Genomic DNA, 15,840 nt, shown 5'->3' on the forward strand with positions numbered 1-15,840 from the left:
ACGGCGAGCAGGGCGCCGGACGCCGCGAAGGCGACGATCCCCAGCATCTCGCCGCCGAAGTTCACCGCGGAGGCGGCGTCGTCGAAACTCGCCGAGACGGTTGAGACGAGCATCAGTTCTCCTTCACTCTGACAAACTGGACGCCATGGCCATCAAGTTCAAGGATCTGCCGCCCACGGCACGCACCGGGCTCATCGTCCTCGCCGCGGTCGACGCCGGACTCCGATTCTGGGCGGTCTCCGATCTCCGCTCGCGCGACGACTCCGAGATCAACGGTTCCAGGCGGCTGTGGTCGCTTGGACTCAGCCTGCTGAACACCGCCGGTGTGCTGCCGGTCGTGTACCTGGTCCGCGGCCGTCGCACATCGTAAATGAATCCCCGATACGTCGAGTACTCCGGCGATTCGGCCGAAATGCGGCCGATCGGGGATTCATTTACGTCGATCATCCAACCGGTACGGGTTCGTCCTTCTCGACGCGCTTCCACTTCTGGTCGACGAAGTGAGCGAAGACGATGAGGCTGAGGAACGCCGCGAACGTGCACCAGATCGACGAGTAGCCGGAGATGTTCATGATCGCGGCGGCCGTCATCGCGATGAAGTTTCCGACACCCATCGCGATCACGAACCGGAAGGTGCTCATCGCGGGCGCGATGCAGGTCGCGAACACATAGGGCACGGCCAGCAGCGCGGCGCTGAACGGGACGCCGAGCTCGTAGTCGAGGCTGTGGTCGACCACCTTCACCCCGATTTCCGACTGAACCGACAGGTACAGCATGTACACGGCGAGGATGCCGCCGACCACCATCGGCGCCACCGGCCAGCGCCGACGACGCTCATCCTTCTCCATCAGCCACACCGACCAGGGGACGAGGATCGGCAGGATCGCCCAGGCGAACATCACCCACATGTGGACGCCGGGTCCGGAGAGCGTGGCGCCCTCGCGGTCGCCGAGCTCCAGCCAGGTCCACCCCTCGAGCGCCTGGTGCAATCCGAACAGAAGCGGAAGGGATGCGAACGGCAACTGCCGTTTGTCCCGCACCAGGGCGAGCGTGGCGACGCCCGCGGCGGAAATGACGCCTGCACCGACGAAACTTGCGGTCGCGGAGAAACACATGCTTCGGATCATGTCATAGCGGATAATTCGGCCGCCATTGAACCCGAACAGCAAACGGCGCAGGCCCCGAATCCGTGACGGATTCGGGGCCTGCGCTCAGATGCCTATCGGCGTGAAGTCACCAGCTGGACTTCTGCACGCCCGGCAGCTCGCCGGCGTGTGCCATGTCGCGGAAGCACACGCGGCAGAGGCCGAACTTGCGGTACACCGAGTGCGGGCGACCGCACTTGTTGCAGCGCGTGTAGCCTCGCACGGCGAACTTGGGCTTCTTGTTGGCCTTGTTGACCAGAGCCTTCTTTGCCATGTCAGTTGTCCTTAGCGTCGTTGCTCTTGAACGGGAAGCCCAGAGCGCGGAGCAGCGCACGACCTTCGTCGTCGTTGGTGGCCGTGGTGACGACCGTGATGTCCATACCGCGCGGGCGGTCGATCGAATCGACGTTGATCTCATGGAACATCGACTGCTCGTTCAGACCGAACGTGTAGTTTCCGTTGCCGTCGAACTGAGTGTCGCTCAGGCCGCGGAAGTCGCGGATACGCGGGAGGGCGATCGACACGAGGCGATCGAGGAACTCCCACATGCGGTCGCCACGCAGGGTGACGCGCGCACCGATCGGCATGCCCTCGCGCAGCTTGAACTGTGCGATGGACTTGCGTGCACGGCGGATCTCCGGAGCCTGACCGGTGATGAGCGCCAGGTCGGCGACCGCACCGTTGATCAGCTTGGCGTCGCGCGCAGCGTCGCCGACACCCATGTTGACGACGACCTTGACGACGCCGGGGATCTGCATGACGTTGGCGTAGTTGAACTCTTCGTTCAGCTTGCCCTTGATCTCCTCGCGGTACTTGGCCTTGAGGCGGGGCTGGACCTTCTCAGAAGTGGTCATGTCAGATGTCCTTCCCGGTCTTGCGGGAGATGCGGACGTTCTTTCCGGTCTCCTCGTCGCGGCGGTAGCCGATGCGGGTCGGGTTGCCCTCGGCGTCGACGATCATCACGTTCGAGACGTGGATCGGAGCCTCCTGCGTCACGATTCCGCCGGACTCTGCGCCGCGCTCGTTGGCCGAGGCGCTGGTGTGCTTCTTGATGCGGTTGACGCCCTCGACGAGCACGCGCTCGCGCTGCGGGTAGGTCTCGATGACCTTGCCCTTGGCACCCTTGTCCTTACCCGCGGTAACGATGACAGTGTCACCCTTATGGATCTTCATGTGTCAGATCACCTCCGGTGCGAGCGAAACGATCTTCATGAAGCGCTTGTCGCGCAGCTCACGGCTGACCGGTCCGAAGATGCGGGTACCGCGGGGGTCGCTCTCGTTCTTGAGGATGACGGCGGCATTCTCATCGAACTTGATGTACGAGCCGTCCGGGCGACGGCGCTCCTTGACGGTGCGCACGATGACCGCCTTGACGATCTCGCCCTTCTTGATGTTTCCGCCGGGAACGGCGTCCTTCACGGTGGCGACGATGACGTCGCCCACGCCGGCGTAGCGGCGCGACGAACCACCGAGGACACGGATGCAGAGGATTTCCTTTGCACCGGTGTTATCGGCGACGCGCACCCGCGATTCTTGCTGAATCACTGCGTAGTCTCCTTGACCTGGATACTTATGTCCGCCGGATTTCCGACCCGACGCACACGGTCTGTCACCGCCGAAACAGACGCCTGCCTGGACTTTCCCCGAAATTCGGAGTGGGTCCCGGTGGGTTCGCCTGCCGACTTGCGGCGCACGCGCCGCAGGCAACCGCTCTAGTGTAGGCCAGTTCCGAACCCGTCGCAAAATCGATTCGCCGACGCCAAACGCGGCGGACCTGCGACAACAACGCCCGCGCCGCCCTCACTCACTCGGGTTCTGCGGCCAAAGCTGCTGCGGAGAAATCGATCCGGCGAGCGTGCCCGCCCTCGGCGACCGAGATGGTGCCGAAGACGTCGCGCCGTTCGGGCATCAGTCGCACAGTCACGCGACTCCCCGGCTGCGCCCCGACCAGGGCGCCGACGGCGGCGTCGCGCACCTTCGCCAGCAGCACCGACTCACCGCAGCGACCGCGATTCTCGCGGTCGTCCAGGAGCACCACCCGCACCCCCCTCGCCCGGGCGTCCCAGGCGGCCTCGGTGACCTCGGGCGCATCCAGGCCCGGCGCACGGATCCGGTCGCGCAGGCCGGCCTCCACCAGCAGGCAGGTCTCCACCTGCTCGTCGGTCAGCGCGGCACCGGACGCGATGTACTCCAGCAGCGGTCGCACCTGAGCATGCAGGCGGGTCACGCGGTCGTCGCGCATCAACCGCACCTGCTCGGCCTCGCTGTTGCGCTCCCCCATGCGCCGCAACGCACCGATCTGCTGCGCGCGCGGCCGCACCAGCTTCGCAAAGAAGGTCGCGATCGCGAGGACGCCGAGAGTTCCCGGAACCAGGGTCTGGACGGTCACCGCGAGGTCGGCATCCATCACGATCGACACCGCCGTGACCGTCACCGTGCTGAGCAGCGCCGTCACCCACGCGATGCCGCTGCGTCCGCGCACCGCCATCAACGCGAAGGTGACGGCGGGAGCGGCGCCGAGCGCCAGGAGCGTCGCGCGGTCGACATCGTCCGCGGCGAAGACCGCAAGGCCGCTCGCGATGGACCCGGTGAGTCCGGCCAGGATCGCGTGGTCCGTCCGCATCGGATCGCCGGACGACCGCAGAATCAGCGCCCATCCCGCCCCGAGCGCCGCGAACCCGATCACGTAGAACACCGGATCGGTGACCCCGCCGCTGCCCATCCCGAGAATCAAGAACGCAAACCAGGCCGCGCATCCCACGACGGCGCCTGCGGCGCTGCGGAGGCCCAGAATCCGTGCGATGTCGCTCGAGACGGCGCTGCGCTCGACGGCCATCAATCGATTCCGCCGTCGCTCGGAGTCCAGCGCAGCCGGACTGTGCATCCCTCGCCCGGGCCACTGATCACCGCGGCCTCACCGCCCGGCAGTCCGCCGACGCGTTGGCGAATGCTCAGCGCCAGCCCGAGGCGATCATGCGGGACCTCGTCCGGATCGAAGCCGACGCCGTCGTCGGTCACGATGAGTTGAACCAGTTCCGGCCCGACGCCGATGAAGACGGCGCGCTGCGCGTCCGCTCCTGCGTGGGCGGAGACATTCCGGACGGCTTCGGCAGCAGCCTCGGCCAGCGCGGCGACCACATTCGTCGGGCACGCCGTCGCGTCGTCGGAGACCTCGACCTCGACTGGGCAGTCGCCGTCGACACCCGAGATCACGGCACGCAGGCGGGCGACCACCTCCGGCCCGTCGATGACCGCCACCCCGGCGAACGTCGAGTCGTCGCTCACGCCGTCGAGCGCCACCAACGCGGCGGCCGCCTGCTTCGCGACGCGCGGATCGTTGCGGTCGGCGCCCACCGCGACGAAAGTCGACAGGACGTGGTCGTGGATGAGCGCGTCGACGCGAGCCAGCTCGATATTCGCGACGCCCTGGGCGACCGTCGACTCCGTGTGGGCGCGTGAGGCGTCGAGGGCTGAGCCGATGCGCAGGACCTGGTGGATCACCAGGATGAAGATCGAGGTGAAGACGATTCCGAACAGGGCCTCTTCGGTCGCGTCCCACCAGTCTGCGCCGACGACGCCGGTGACCGCCACGGCCGCCCCGGACAGTTTCGCCGCCGCAAGCGCGAGCACGCTCTCGATCACTGGGCGAACCATCACCAGGGTCAAGCCCGCGAGGCCCGCGAAATCCAGGATCCAGCCCGCGGGGACGGTCGACGAGCCGCTCGCCAACGCGAGCCACAACGCGGCGGCACTCAGCACGCCGACCGTGCAGCAGATCACCAGCGCGGGCACGGCTCGCTGCCACCGGCCGACGAATGCCGCGACGAGCATCGCGATCCCCGGCCCGAACGCCAGCGGTGCCCCGAGCAGCGGGTACCACGACGGGACCAGCCCGGCGCCTTGCTCCACCATCTGCGGCGTCACCATCAGGGCGTAGACGACGTATCCGCCGCCGATCACCTTGGCCAACGCGAGCCGCACGCGGTCACGCTCACTCGGCGGGTTCGAACGCACAAAACGCTGACGCCCGCCGTCCCGGAAACCGGGCAGCGGGCGAGCGAGTTTAGGAAAGGCGGTCGTCACCACTCGTCTAGTGTGGTGTATCCGTCCTGGAGCGCGCGCGCCAGGAGGTGCGCCTTGGTGGGCGCACCGCGTCCGACGGCTGCGTACTTCGCCCGGATGCGCGAGATGTGAGTGCTCACCGTCGACTGCGAGATGAACAGTTTATTGGCGGCGTCCTCCTTGGACTCCGCAGCCATCCAGGCCAGCAGCACCTCGATCTCACGGATCGACAGTGCGGGCCGAGTGGGGTCCGCAACCACGAGTCGTGGCGTCACCGACGCACGCCTGGTTGCATGAGGCACGGCTCCCCCGTTGATTCCGACCTCGAGTTCGGCAACGCTCACGACGTCCTCCTGTGCAAGTCCCCGACTGAATGAAATGTGGCTCCGCGACAGGCACTCGTCGAGGATTAACCGAAACGTTACGAAGTCTTGTGACAACCCGGTAGACCCAGAAATGGGGACACCGGACCTACTGACACCCGACCTGCCGCCGAAGACCGCCGGGCGCCGACGAAACGGCACATTCTCCCAGGTCAGTACGACTTGTCGAGGTCCTGGCGGAGCCCGATGTCGTCGAACTCACGTCGCTCGAATCCATCACGATTCGTGATCGACACGGTCGCGAAGCTGTTTCGGCCGGCAGGCAACAGCCGCGCGGTGACCTCATCACCCTCCGCCGCGGCGTCCAGGACAGCGATCAGGTCCGCGGACACGGCATCGAGCGAAGCTTTCGCCGTTCGCGATCCGATGCCCAGGTCGTCGAGCACCACCACGCGAGCGCCACGGGCGCGGGCGCGCCACGCAGCACCGGCGACCGCAGGCGAATCGAATCCCGGCGCCCGGATCCGGTCCCGCAACTGGGCCTCGACGAGCCGGCACAACCGGAGTTCGTCGGCGCTGAGTGGACTGCCCGACGCGATCCGATCGAGGAGCGGGCGGGCACCGTCGTCGAGCCGTGACAGTTGCTGGTCGCGCACCGCGAGGGTCGCCTCCTCCGCGTACCGCAGGGCCGTCTCCCGCTCGGTCTCGCCGCGGAAGGCGTAGATCTGTCGCGCACGAGGGCGGACGATCGCCGCAAAGATCGTCGCCATCAGCACCACGGCCAGGTTCGGCGCCTGCGCGGCCACCAGCGCGGGCAGCGGCCCGGCGAAGTGGTCGGCGAGGAGTGCGACGCCCAGGCAGAGTCCGTATCCGATCCATGCCGCGACCGGTCGACCGCGCACCGCCAGGAAGGCGAGGATGATCACGCTGACACCGGTCAACGTCCCGTAGGCCATCCCCGGTCGGTTGGTCAGCCCCGGCACCGCCATGACGGTCGCCACCGGCGGGGCGAGCACGATGCACGCCGTCGCCCACCCGGCCAGCGGGTCGCGCGGCGCGCTGAGAAGAACCACCAGCGCAGCGAACATCACGACCATCGATGCGATGTACAGCAGCGGGTTCAGGACGCCGCCCGCCGCGATTCCCAGGATCACGCTGGCCACCCAGATCCCGATGGCGAGCGCCGCCGCGACCGGCGTCTGCATCCCCATGATCGTCGAGGCGTCGTTCCGCGGCGGTTGCCGCCACCACAGGAGGAAGTCGGAGGTCATGGCCGCTCCCAGGCCATCTGCACCGTCGCGCCCTCGCCGGGCGCACTCCGGAGCCGGACCTGTGCACCCGGCAGTTCCCGAAGTCGCTTCCGAATGCTCACCTCGATCCCGAGCCGCTCCGGCGGCACGGCAGTCGGATCGAATCCGACCCCGTCATCGGCGACGGTCACCCGGAGAACGTCGCCGCCCACTTCGATGAGGACCGCGCACTCGGCGTCGTCGCCCGCGTGTCCGACACTGTTCCGGACCGCCTCGCCGACCGCCTCGGCGAGGGCGCGGACCACCACGAGGGGATAGCGGTCGTCCACGGCATCGTCGCGGTCGGTCATCACGGTGATGTCCGTGTCGACCGCGGTCACCGCCGCACGGAGCCGCGCCAGGGCCTCCGCTGCACTCACCTCACCGCTCTCATCGGCACCGCGCGCCAAGTCCGCCAACTCCGCCAGCGCGCGCTGCGCCTGCGCGGGCAGCCGCGCCTCGTCGGGATCGGTGGACGCCGCGACCAGAGTGGCGATCACCTGATCATGAATCAGCGCGTCGAACCGGGCGCGCTCGTTGTTGCGTGCGGCGACCGCCGCGGTCTGTCCCGCCGCCGTCATCGCTTTCGCCCGGGTCCGGTCGAGGATGCCACCGGTCCGCACCACGCGCCCGGCCGCAAGCGTGAAGCAGAGCGTGAAGAGCACCGGCCATACGGTCTCGACGACCACACTGGATTCGATGACGTCCGACCGTCCGATATCGGTGATGGTGGCCGCGACTGTCGAGCAGGTCACCAGCACCGCGACCGCCTCCCTGGCCGGTCGCACCAGGATCCACGCCATGCTCGGCAGTCCGCTGAACGACATCAGCCAGCTCACCTGCTCCGCGTCTGCCTGCCCGCCGTTCCACGCGACGAACCACAACGCGCAGGCGATGAGGTAGCCCACCGCGCACGACATCGCCGCCCATGAAATCAGCGACCGATACCGGGGCATGAACGACACGGCGAGTAGCGCCACGCCCGGACCGAACGCGAACAGCACGCCGATCGGCGTGAACCAGTCGGCCACCAGGCCTGGCGGTCGGCCCAACAGGGGAATCGACGTGAGGAAGTAGACGCAGAAGCCGGCCCCGACGAAGCGCGCCATCGCGACGAGGATCCGAGTGTGCTCGCTCGGTGTCTGACTCGACGGCCCGTCCACCTCGGCGTCCCCTGTCGGGCGAGTATCAACCGGAGTGCTCAAAACCCCTCGCCCACTTCACGGGCCCACCTGACGAGGCCACCTAACGATCGGCCGCCCTCGCAGAGTGGCGACCTCCCCTACCGTACAACGGGGTGTCGTGCCGCGCCCAGACCTGGCACCGAAGTGCGTCTGAACGAAGTACGCCGCCCGGATCAGTCTCCGCGACTGCGATGCGGAACCGGCAGCCACCCGTCTTCCACGGCCCGTTTGAACAGATCGAGCTTCGTCCGCGTCGGCCTGCCCGCGTCGGCGTACTTCTGTCGAATCCGCTTCAGGTACTCGTTGACCGTGTCCGGCGCGACGCCGAGCTCGTTCCCGACGCTCGCGGACGTGCCGCCCGACGCGTACAGGGTGAGCACGCGCTGCAACTGCGGACTGAGATCGACCGCCTCGAGATTCGGGTCTCCGTCGATCGCGGCCGCCCATTCGGTGGTGAGCACTTCCTGACCGCTGGCAGCAGCGCGAATGGCGGCGAGGATCTCATCTTCGGACGCCGACTTCAGCACCACCGCCAACGTTCCGGCGCGCGCGGCGGAACGAAGCAGGTCGGGGTGCTCGCCCGAGGTGTAGACCACGGTCACGATCCCGTGCTCGGCAAGCCGATTGACGTTCTCACGGGGCGTGGTGCCGTCGTTGAGCCGAAGGTCGAGGATGACGACGTCGAGATCGGATACTGCGGCAAGCAGTTCGGTGACGGTCGGGGCGGATCCGAGCAGATCGATGTCGTCCTGGCGTTCCAGGATGCGCTCGATGCCCCACACCGGGGACTGATGGTCGTCGACCATCCCCACCCGGACGGTCTTCGGCTGCGTGTCCGTCGAATCTCTGCTCTCGTTCATATAGCAGTCCTCCCCTCGATCCCGCCCGGAAAAAGCACTTGCCGGACATCATTAAAAGTAGCGGAATGCTCTGACATTCCTGGACCGTTCCTCCCTTCATGGGACCAACGTCGCAGAAATTCTTCACAGCAGCCACACGGATCGACACCGCGACGCGGGTACGGCCTCGTAGCGTGTGGGCATGTCTACTCCCGTGATTCACGATGTCCTCGGTGCCGATGTGCACATGCCGGTCCGCATCCGTTCGGCGCGCTGCTTCGTCGCAGGGTTCAGCGCGTCGACTACCGCCGTCGCCGCGGCCGTCGCCCGACGCGGCGCCACCGACCTCGCTCCCCTCGAGATCAAACGCGGCCGATCCGTGGCCATGCTGGTGTTCGTGCAGTATCTGGACGGCGACCTCGGGCCGTACCACGAGTTCGGGGTGTGTTTTCTCATGCAGGCGCCCGGTTCGAGCGCCTCGCCGCTGCGCGCGCTGCGGTCGCTCGGCTCCGGTGACGCCCACGCGCTGATTCACGAACTCCCGGTCGACGGCGAGTTCACCATGAATGCCGGACGCAGCATCTGGGGGTTCCCGAAGGTGCTCGCCGACTTCGACGTCGACCACGAATCCGCCGTCAAACACGGCCGGGTGAGCCGGGACGGTCGACTCATCGCCGACCTGTCCATCGCCCGCGGCCTCCCAGTGCCGAACACCGCGGGCGACGCGACCGTGCTGCAGGCGTACTCGCAGCTCGACGGTGTCACCCGACGCACGCCGTGGCGGCTGGAGTCCACCACCGGGACCCGCACTCGGATCGGCGGGGCGCGTCTGACGCTCGGCGACCACCCGATGGCCGACGACCTGCGGCGCCTGGAACTGTCGAAGCGGGCGTTGATGACGAGTTCGGTGGCAGATCTCTCGATGACCTTCGAGGACGCGACCGTGCTCACCCCGGGTTCCTGACTGCCCACCCTACTGTTAGGCTCACCTAAATACCGAAGGAGAGTCATGACCGTTTCCCGTAATCTTCGCCGCCCCGCCGCCGCTGTCGCCGCCGTCGCTGCCTTCGCCACGGTGCTGACCGCGTGCTCGAGCTCCGACGACGACGCCGCGAGCACCGGCGCTGCTCAGTCGACGGCGGCATCGAGCGAGACCGCAGCAAACGAGACCGGTGCCGTCGACGGCCTCGACGCCGCCCAGGCGCAGGTGATCATCCGCACCGCGGTTAACGCCGACACCTCGATCGACGAACTCTCCAAGGTGCTCGACACCTCGACGCCGGGCGTCGCGCAGGCGATGAACGGCTTCGCGAAGGGTGCGTCGAAGGCCGGCTACACCCCGGACGTCTACACGGTGAAGTCGGTCAAGGCCGACGGCGAGAACAAGGCGATCGCGGTCACCGCGGTCAAGTCGCCGCACACCCCGCAGCCGGTCGACATCAACCTCGCGCTGGTCAACAAGGACGACAACTGGCTGCTGAGCCCCGCTGCCGTCACCACGCTGACGTCGATGGGCCGCTGATCACCCGCGGCTTCCACGCTGACCCGCTCGCGAACGCGAGAGAACGGCGGCGCATCCTCACACCGAGGGTGCGCCGCCGTCGTTCGCTGCGACCAATGCACCGCCTACCCCCGTGCGCCAGCGTTCCCGGCGCACCGAGGCATCTCGCATCTCGGAGATGACGGCCACCCCGTCACGTCCCTCGGGGAGGAGTCGCGCCGTCACCTGACCGCAGTCCGCAGCGCCGAGTACGCGGATCAACTCACCGCGCAGCAGCGTCATGTCGACGGTCCCGGCGCCGACGGCGCGATCGTCGAACAACTGCACCTGGAGGCCGCGTCCGCGGGCGCCGGCGACGGCCGCGCGGACCTCCGGCGATATCCATCCCCCACCCCGAACGCCGTCGCGGAGGGCGTACTCGAGCAGCCGGGCCTGATCCGCGGTCGCCGCACTGATGTCCTCGCCCGCGGCGACCGCTTCCAGGATGGGCCGGACCTCGCGATCGAGGTCGGCCAACTGACGGCGCCGCTGCTGCAGGGTGGCGGCCTGGGCGGCTTCGGTGGCCACCGCCTCCACCTCGCGGCGGTCGAGCACACGCGCGAACTCCAAGAGCGGTCGCACATAGATCATCATCAGGGTCACCGGAACCAGCGAAAGCAACATTCGCACCACCACCTGTGACGAGGTGCCCACGGTCCAGCCGAAGGCCGTCGCGGACACCGCCGCGACTGCCGCCACCAGCACAAAGCCACACCAGGCCAACCGGATACGACCCCGCACCGCCACCAGCGCCATCGCGATCGTGTAGGCGATGAACGGAGCGCTCGGCCGCACCCAGTTGCCCGGCCCGGCGGGGATCGACCACCAGACGGCCGCCGCCGAGGCCACTCCGAGGATCACCGCGACGAGCGCGGGTCGGAGACCGATCGGATCGGCGTCACCGCGCGCTGCCAGCCACAGGGACGTCGCCAGGCCGATGGAACCGACGATCGCGGCCGTCTCCCCGATCGGCCCGAGTTCCAGCGGTGGCAAGGTGAGGCCGACCGCGACATAGACCACCACCACCGAAGCCACCGCGAAGCGGAATCCGGGACGGGTGAGGCCAAGCATGGAACCCATGGTCTGGCGGGCGCGCGGCGTGTTCACGTGGCCCTCACCCATTCCAGCGAGACCATCACGCCGTCGCCGATCGCGGACTCGACCCATGCGCCGCCGCCGCGCTGGGCCGCCATGCGTCGGCGAATGCCCACTTCAATGCCCGCGCGATCCGACGGCACCCGCTGCGGGTCGAAGCCGACGCCGTCGTCGACGATCCGAATGCGAATCAGATCGGGCCCGAACGCGCCGATCACTCCCCGCGCGGCCCCCGCGCCCGCGTGCTGCACCGCGTTGGCCACGGCTTCCACCGACGCGTCCACCAGCGCTTCGCCGAGCGGGTACGGATATCGGGCATCCGGGTCGGCGACCTGAATGTCGAACATGGTGTCGTCGCCCAGTTCGTTCACCGCCTCGCGCAGACGCAAGACCACGTCAGCAGCACTGACCTGGACATTCATGCGACCCGTCGACACCGACTCCTCGAGCCCCTCGAGTGCGGCGAGCGTCTGCGCGGCGATCGCCCGATAGCGCGGATCCGGCTTTCCTTCGGTCACCACGCGCAGCGACGCGATCACCCGATCGCGCACCACGTCGTCGAAGCGGTGACGCTCGGCGATCCGGGCAGCCCGACTGGCCGTCCGAGCGCTGGCCGCCAGCACTTGCTCGCGGTGTACGTCCGACGCGCGCATTCCCGCCATCACCCCGTACACCGCGGTCAAGAACACCGCCATGAGCGAGCCCGTCAGCAGCCCGTTCGCGTATCCGAGGTACCCGAACTGGCCCTGTTTGACGTACTGCTGAGCGGTCGCGAGGAGCGTCACCGCGATGACCGCGTACCCGATCGTCACCCACGGGCGATAGACCGTCGCGATCACAATGCTCGGCAGCACGACGGTGTTGGCCAGCCAGATCGGTGGCGCTCCGATGTCCACAGGGACCATTTCGCCGCGCCATGCGAGGAGCCACAGCAGGAGCGCGACGACGTGCGAGAAGCCGAGCATCAGGGCCAACGGGCCGATCCACCGTCCAGACCCGCGGATCGCCTCGGCGAGCAGAGCGAGCACGGAAGCGAGTACCACCACCAGGCTCACCGGCACCCACCAACCGCCCACCTGATCGATCATCTGCTCCCAGCGCAGCGGCACCAGCGCCGCCACCAGCAGGGTCGTCAGCGCCATGCACACCGCAGCCCCGCGCTGCATCCGCAGTTCGTTCATGCCTGCACCACGCGAGCCACACGACCGTCGCGGGCGAACTCGGTGCGCCGGCGGGCTTCGTTGAGCGCGACGGTCAACGATGCGATCGGTGCGCGTCCCGGCGGAGCCACGCGCGCGACGACTTCGCCCGCGGGCAGCGCGTCGAGCTCGGCGGCGAGCAGGTCCGTCAACGCCGACAGCAGCGACGAGGCCTCCTCCACCTCCAGCTCGCGCAGCCCGCCGTCGTCCAGAAGAATCACCGAGACCCCGCGCGAACGAGCTCGCCACACGGACTCCCGCACCCGATCACTATCGAGCGCGGGCGCCCGGATGCCGTCTCGAAGCCGCGCTTCGGTCAGTCGGGCGAAGCGTACGTCGGCTTCGGACACCGTCCCGCTCTCGCGGATGGCCTCCAGAATCGGACGCACGCGATCATCGATTCGCTCGATGCGTCGAACGCGTGCCGCCACCTCGGCGCCGGCCGCTCCGCGCTCGTCGTCCAGGCGTTTGCGCCGGACCGCGAGCGCGTCGATCTCACCGAGCAGCGGCGTCATCGCGAAGTAGGCGGCGGTCACCACCGCGAGCACGATCACGCACGTGGTCTGCAGGGAGCTCCACCATTGGCCGTCTGTCCCCTGGGTGCCCAACGCGAAGGCCAGAAGCAGGCTGATCGCGGCGCCGAGCCACGCCAGACCCAGATGGTTCCGGAAGACGATCATGACGTACACGACGTAGGCGGTGGCGATCAACGGTTGGTAGGCGCTGACAGCGGAGGGATCGTCCACCGCGATGGTGACCCAGGTCGCGGTCTGCGCCGCGACGACGAGGCCCAACGCGACGGCGGCCGGACGTCGACCGAATCTGCCCGGCCGCGGAAGCAGCGTGGCCGCGAAAGCGATGCCGTACAGGATCACCGCCAGTCCGGAGCCGATCCAGTGCTGCCAACTCTGAGCGCCCTCGATCCCCACCACCGCGACGACCGCCGCCAGCGCCACCATGTAGCCGGCGATGACGGCAAGCAGCGGCATTCGGCCGACCACCGGCTCGGCGATCGACTCGCGGAGACTCGGCCCCCGCGTCACGAGTCGTCCTCGGGTCGGTTCCACACCATCTCCACCCGGGTACCGACACCCGGCCGACTCTCCACGCGACTGCGGCCGCCGTCGAGCACGTGCATGCGATCGAGAATGCCCAGCGCCACCCCGATCCGATTGGCAGGTATCTCCTCGGGGTCGAAGCCGACGCCGTCGTCCATCACGATCGCCGAGATCGCATCGTCGCCGATGTCGCATACCACCGCGCAGTCTGCCGCGGGGCCCGCGTGCCGACGAAAATTCCGCACCGCTTCGGACACAGAGTCGATGACCCCCTCGGCTACCGCGGCCGGATAGTCCGACCGACTCGAGACGTTGACCGAGAGATCGATCCCGTCGCCGAGTTCCTCCACCGACAGCCGCAGGCGACGCGCCAGTTCCGGCGCCGAGGTGCGCACGCCCCAGTCGCTGGCCTCGTTGCGCAGATCCTCGAGCTCGCCGAGAACGTTGTCGATGCCGTTCGCCAGGCCCGAACTCAGTTCACCCGGGCGAAGCGCGAGCAGGACCGCGATGAGTCGGTCGTGCACCATCGCGTCGACGCGCCGCTGTTCGGCATCGCGGGCACCGCGCAGTCGTCGCTCCTGCTCGTGCCGTTCCTGGGCGGCCTGCTCGTCGTCGAAGCGCTTGGCTCCGGTCACCACCGCCCAGGCGATCACCTGGTACAGGCACGTCACTGCCAGCAGCCAGAATGCCTGCACCACCTCCACCCACTCGAATTGACCCGCTGCCGTCCCGGCGACCGCCAGGCCCAGACCGCCCGCGATCACGACGTTGATCAGGGCGTGGCCCAGCCGGCCGGCCAGCACCAGGATGTAACTGCCGACCTGCGGAATGAAGATGACCCACATCTCCAGGCGGGCGCCGGACGAGTTCGGCGCCGTACTGCCGTCCCAGGCAAGGAACCAGGTGCCCAGCACCGCCAGGTACGCCGCGGCGGCCAGGTACCCGACGGGGGCCAGCCAGTCCGGTCGGCGTAGGACCGCCACCGCGAGGTAGGCGGTCGCCGACGCGATGATGACGGCGCCTCCCAGCCACGACCACCAGGGCGCGGCGAAGGAGGCGATCCGTGCGAGTCCGGTCGGCGACACGAAGAAGATGCCGAGGTAGGTCAGGCCGAGGACACCGATGCCCGCCAGTTGGATCCGAGTAAGAATCGGCGTGGTGCGTTGCCGCTGAGGCAACGCACCACGCCGATCGAAGTTCGGGAGGTGAAGCGAGTTAGACCACCGAGCGAAGCGTGCTGCGGATGGGGCCGAGGTCGCGGCCGAGCCACTGCACGATCTCTTGCATCGAGCGGGCGAGGTCACGCGGACTCATCTCAGCGAGCGACGGGATGTTGTGCAGCACCGCGGCGGTGATCGCGCTCTCGACCGACATGTAGTGCGAGTCGACGACGCGACGGTAGCCATGAAGGGAGTCGACGAGGTCACCGTAGGTAACGCTCTGATCGCCGATACGCACAGCCGTCATCCACGGAGCGTCGTCGGCGCGGTCAGCGAGGTGCACACTGAGCCCGCGGATCCACTCCTGGCGATCGAGGTCGCTGTAGTTGCCCATCTCAAGGCCTTCCGGATGTCATTCGCTCAGATAGTGAAGGTCGCTATCTGGGAACCAGGCTAACCGGATTGAGGGAAACGCGATAGAGTCGACCGCGCAAATCGCGAACTTGTGCAGGAATCCAGACCAAACTGAGACTTGCCGGCGTCGCTGACCTGCCTCTTTCCCCCGTTAGCCACAGCACTGCAACGATTGGCAAACAGAGAGACATTCGTCACTAATTTGCCCATAGTGCACCACACTGCCGCAGTGAACCGTGGCCCGACATCGAGCCGGAACCGCCGAGAACGCCCGCGTCGATCGGTCCGCGTCCGTATCGCCCGTCATTCTCGCTCGGCGAGAGCTTCGTCGACGGCGTCGCTGAGGATCGCCAGGCCCTGGGCGAGTTCTTCACTGGTGATGGTCAGCGGCGGCAGCAGCTTGACGACCTCGGAGTACGGTCCGGAGGTCTCCGCGAGGAGGCCCTTGCCGAAGGCGATCTCGCAGGCGCGGTCGGCGAGTTCGGCCTGCTCGAAGACCAGGCCCTGGACCATGCCGCGGCCGCGGTGCGAG

Annotated in this window: 19 protein-coding genes and 1 pseudogene; 3 read left to right on the top strand and 17 right to left on the bottom strand. The window is 67.9% G+C overall.

Going from position 1 to position 15,840, the window contains the following annotated elements; genetic code table 11:
• The first annotated feature begins 145 nt into the window (after positions 1 to 145).
• On the top strand, positions 146 to 370 hold the full coding sequence (locus tag GX543_RS17815) for a DUF5652 family protein (protein WP_290853876.1): 225 nt from the start codon (positions 146 to 148) through the stop codon (positions 368 to 370).
• 73 nt (positions 371 to 443) lie between these two features.
• Here GX543_RS17815 and GX543_RS17820 read toward each other — a convergent pair whose 3' ends face one another.
• From GX543_RS17820 to GX543_RS17870, 11 genes are all read right to left on the bottom strand, one after another.
• Positions 444 to 1,115, bottom strand: coding sequence for a DUF6629 family protein (locus GX543_RS17820; RefSeq protein WP_290853877.1), 672 nt, complete (start codon positions 1,113 to 1,115; stop codon positions 444 to 446).
• A gap of 118 nt (positions 1,116 to 1,233) precedes the next feature.
• On the bottom strand, positions 1,234 to 1,419 hold the full coding sequence (locus GX543_RS17825) for a type Z 30S ribosomal protein S14 (RefSeq protein ID WP_006895617.1): 186 nt from the start codon (positions 1,417 to 1,419) through the stop codon (positions 1,234 to 1,236).
• 1 nt (position 1,420) lies between these two features.
• On the bottom strand, positions 1,421 to 1,999 hold the full coding sequence (gene rplE / locus GX543_RS17830) for a 50S ribosomal protein L5 (RefSeq protein ID WP_290853879.1): 579 nt from the start codon (positions 1,997 to 1,999) through the stop codon (positions 1,421 to 1,423).
• A gap of 1 nt (position 2,000) precedes the next feature.
• Positions 2,001 to 2,318, bottom strand: a complete 318-nt coding sequence (rplX, locus tag GX543_RS17835) for a 50S ribosomal protein L24 (protein ID WP_290853880.1) — start codon at positions 2,316 to 2,318, stop codon at positions 2,001 to 2,003.
• Between the two features lie 3 nt (positions 2,319 to 2,321).
• Entirely contained in the window at positions 2,322 to 2,690 is a 369-nt protein-coding gene (gene rplN / locus GX543_RS17840) for a 50S ribosomal protein L14 (protein WP_290853881.1), read from the bottom strand.
• 259 nt (positions 2,691 to 2,949) lie between these two features.
• Positions 2,950 to 3,981 (bottom strand): hypothetical protein, encoded by a 1,032-nt coding sequence (locus GX543_RS17845; RefSeq protein ID WP_290853884.1) that lies wholly within the window; start codon positions 3,979 to 3,981, stop codon positions 2,950 to 2,952.
• A complete protein-coding gene (locus tag GX543_RS17850; protein ID WP_290853885.1) occupies positions 3,981 to 5,126 on the bottom strand; it encodes an ATP-binding protein in 1,146 nt (381 codons plus the stop codon). Before GX543_RS17850 ends, GX543_RS17845 begins: the two co-directional genes overlap by 1 nt.
• Positions 5,127 to 5,224: 98 nt before the next feature.
• Positions 5,225 to 5,509 (bottom strand): LuxR C-terminal-related transcriptional regulator, encoded by a 285-nt coding sequence (locus GX543_RS17855; RefSeq protein WP_290853902.1) that lies wholly within the window; start codon positions 5,507 to 5,509, stop codon positions 5,225 to 5,227.
• A gap of 233 nt (positions 5,510 to 5,742) precedes the next feature.
• On the bottom strand, positions 5,743 to 6,801 hold the full coding sequence (locus GX543_RS17860) for a hypothetical protein (RefSeq protein WP_290853886.1): 1,059 nt from the start codon (positions 6,799 to 6,801) through the stop codon (positions 5,743 to 5,745).
• Positions 6,798 to 7,928: an ATP-binding protein gene (locus tag GX543_RS17865; protein ID WP_290853888.1), complete on the bottom strand. Its 1,131-nt coding sequence runs from the start codon at positions 7,926 to 7,928 to the stop codon at positions 6,798 to 6,800. The genes GX543_RS17860 and GX543_RS17865 overlap by 4 nt, the downstream gene beginning before the upstream one ends.
• Before the next feature lie 248 nt (positions 7,929 to 8,176).
• A complete protein-coding gene (locus GX543_RS17870; RefSeq protein ID WP_290853889.1) occupies positions 8,177 to 8,863 on the bottom strand; it encodes a response regulator transcription factor in 687 nt (228 codons plus the stop codon).
• Positions 8,864 to 9,044: 181 nt separating this feature from the next.
• Here GX543_RS17870 and GX543_RS17875 point away from each other — a divergent pair, with 181 nt between their 5' ends.
• Both GX543_RS17875 and GX543_RS17880 read left to right on the top strand, forming a co-directional pair.
• A complete protein-coding gene (locus GX543_RS17875; RefSeq protein ID WP_290853891.1) occupies positions 9,045 to 9,806 on the top strand; it encodes an acetoacetate decarboxylase family protein in 762 nt (253 codons plus the stop codon).
• Positions 9,807 to 9,851: 45 nt separating this feature from the next.
• Complete coding sequence (locus tag GX543_RS17880) at positions 9,852 to 10,364, top strand: hypothetical protein (protein ID WP_290853893.1); 513 nt, start codon at positions 9,852 to 9,854, stop codon at positions 10,362 to 10,364.
• 57 nt (positions 10,365 to 10,421) lie between these two features.
• Here the strand turns inward: GX543_RS17880 and GX543_RS17885 are convergent, their stop codons facing one another.
• From GX543_RS17885 to GX543_RS17910, 6 genes and pseudogenes are all read right to left on the bottom strand, one after another.
• Positions 10,422 to 11,504, bottom strand: a complete 1,083-nt coding sequence (locus GX543_RS17885; RefSeq protein WP_290853894.1) for a hypothetical protein — start codon at positions 11,502 to 11,504, stop codon at positions 10,422 to 10,424.
• Positions 11,486 to 12,658 carry an ATP-binding protein gene (locus GX543_RS17890; RefSeq protein ID WP_290853896.1) on the bottom strand — a complete coding sequence of 391 codons (1,173 nt, stop codon included), beginning with the start codon at positions 12,656 to 12,658 and terminating at the stop codon, positions 11,486 to 11,488. Before GX543_RS17890 ends, GX543_RS17885 begins: the two co-directional genes overlap by 19 nt.
• Positions 12,655 to 13,719, bottom strand: a complete 1,065-nt coding sequence (locus tag GX543_RS17895; RefSeq protein ID WP_290853897.1) for a hypothetical protein — start codon at positions 13,717 to 13,719, stop codon at positions 12,655 to 12,657. The genes GX543_RS17890 and GX543_RS17895 overlap by 4 nt, the downstream gene beginning before the upstream one ends.
• A complete protein-coding gene (locus GX543_RS17900; protein ID WP_290853899.1) occupies positions 13,716 to 14,912 on the bottom strand; it encodes an ATP-binding protein in 1,197 nt (398 codons plus the stop codon). Before GX543_RS17900 ends, GX543_RS17895 begins: the two co-directional genes overlap by 4 nt.
• A gap of 37 nt (positions 14,913 to 14,949) precedes the next feature.
• Positions 14,950 to 15,288 (bottom strand): hypothetical protein, encoded by a 339-nt coding sequence (locus tag GX543_RS17905; protein ID WP_290853901.1) that lies wholly within the window; start codon positions 15,286 to 15,288, stop codon positions 14,950 to 14,952.
• A 323-nt stretch (positions 15,289 to 15,611) separates the two neighbouring features.
• A pseudogene (locus GX543_RS17910) lies at positions 15,612 to 15,840 on the bottom strand (diaminobutyrate--2-oxoglutarate transaminase); the annotation flags it as partial.

It is taken from the genome of Gordonia sp. (in: high G+C Gram-positive bacteria) (genome assembly GCF_012515855.1).
Classification (GTDB): Bacteria; Actinomycetota; Actinomycetes; order Mycobacteriales; family Mycobacteriaceae; genus Gordonia.

Excerpts from the sequence above, each read along its gene's own strand:
- GX543_RS17815 (WP_290853876.1), top strand. The coding sequence starts at position 146 with ATGGCCATCAAGTTCAAGGATCTGCCGCCCACGGCACGCACCGGGCTC.
- GX543_RS17885 (WP_290853894.1), bottom strand. The coding sequence starts at position 11,504 with ATGGGTGAGGGCCACGTGAACACGCCGCGCGCCCGCCAGACCATGGGT.
- GX543_RS17905 (WP_290853901.1), bottom strand. The coding sequence starts at position 15,288 with ATGGGCAACTACAGCGACCTCGATCGCCAGGAGTGGATCCGCGGGCTC.
- GX543_RS17890 (WP_290853896.1), bottom strand. The coding sequence starts at position 12,658 with ATGAACGAACTGCGGATGCAGCGCGGGGCTGCGGTGTGCATGGCGCTG.
- GX543_RS17825 (WP_006895617.1), bottom strand. The coding sequence starts at position 1,419 with ATGGCAAAGAAGGCTCTGGTCAACAAGGCCAACAAGAAGCCCAAGTTC.
- GX543_RS17865 (WP_290853888.1), bottom strand. The coding sequence starts at position 7,928 with ATGGCGCGCTTCGTCGGGGCCGGCTTCTGCGTCTACTTCCTCACGTCG.
- GX543_RS17870 (WP_290853889.1), bottom strand. The coding sequence starts at position 8,863 with ATGAACGAGAGCAGAGATTCGACGGACACGCAGCCGAAGACCGTCCGG.
- rplE (WP_290853879.1), bottom strand. The coding sequence starts at position 1,999 with ATGACCACTTCTGAGAAGGTCCAGCCCCGCCTCAAGGCCAAGTACCGC.
- GX543_RS17880 (WP_290853893.1), top strand. The coding sequence starts at position 9,852 with ATGACCGTTTCCCGTAATCTTCGCCGCCCCGCCGCCGCTGTCGCCGCC.
- GX543_RS17860 (WP_290853886.1), bottom strand. The coding sequence starts at position 6,801 with ATGACCTCCGACTTCCTCCTGTGGTGGCGGCAACCGCCGCGGAACGAC.
- GX543_RS17820 (WP_290853877.1), bottom strand. The coding sequence starts at position 1,115 with ATGTGTTTCTCCGCGACCGCAAGTTTCGTCGGTGCAGGCGTCATTTCC.
- GX543_RS17845 (WP_290853884.1), bottom strand. The coding sequence starts at position 3,981 with ATGGCCGTCGAGCGCAGCGCCGTCTCGAGCGACATCGCACGGATTCTG.
- rplX (WP_290853880.1), bottom strand. The coding sequence starts at position 2,318 with ATGAAGATCCATAAGGGTGACACTGTCATCGTTACCGCGGGTAAGGAC.
- GX543_RS17875 (WP_290853891.1), top strand. The coding sequence starts at position 9,045 with ATGTCTACTCCCGTGATTCACGATGTCCTCGGTGCCGATGTGCACATG.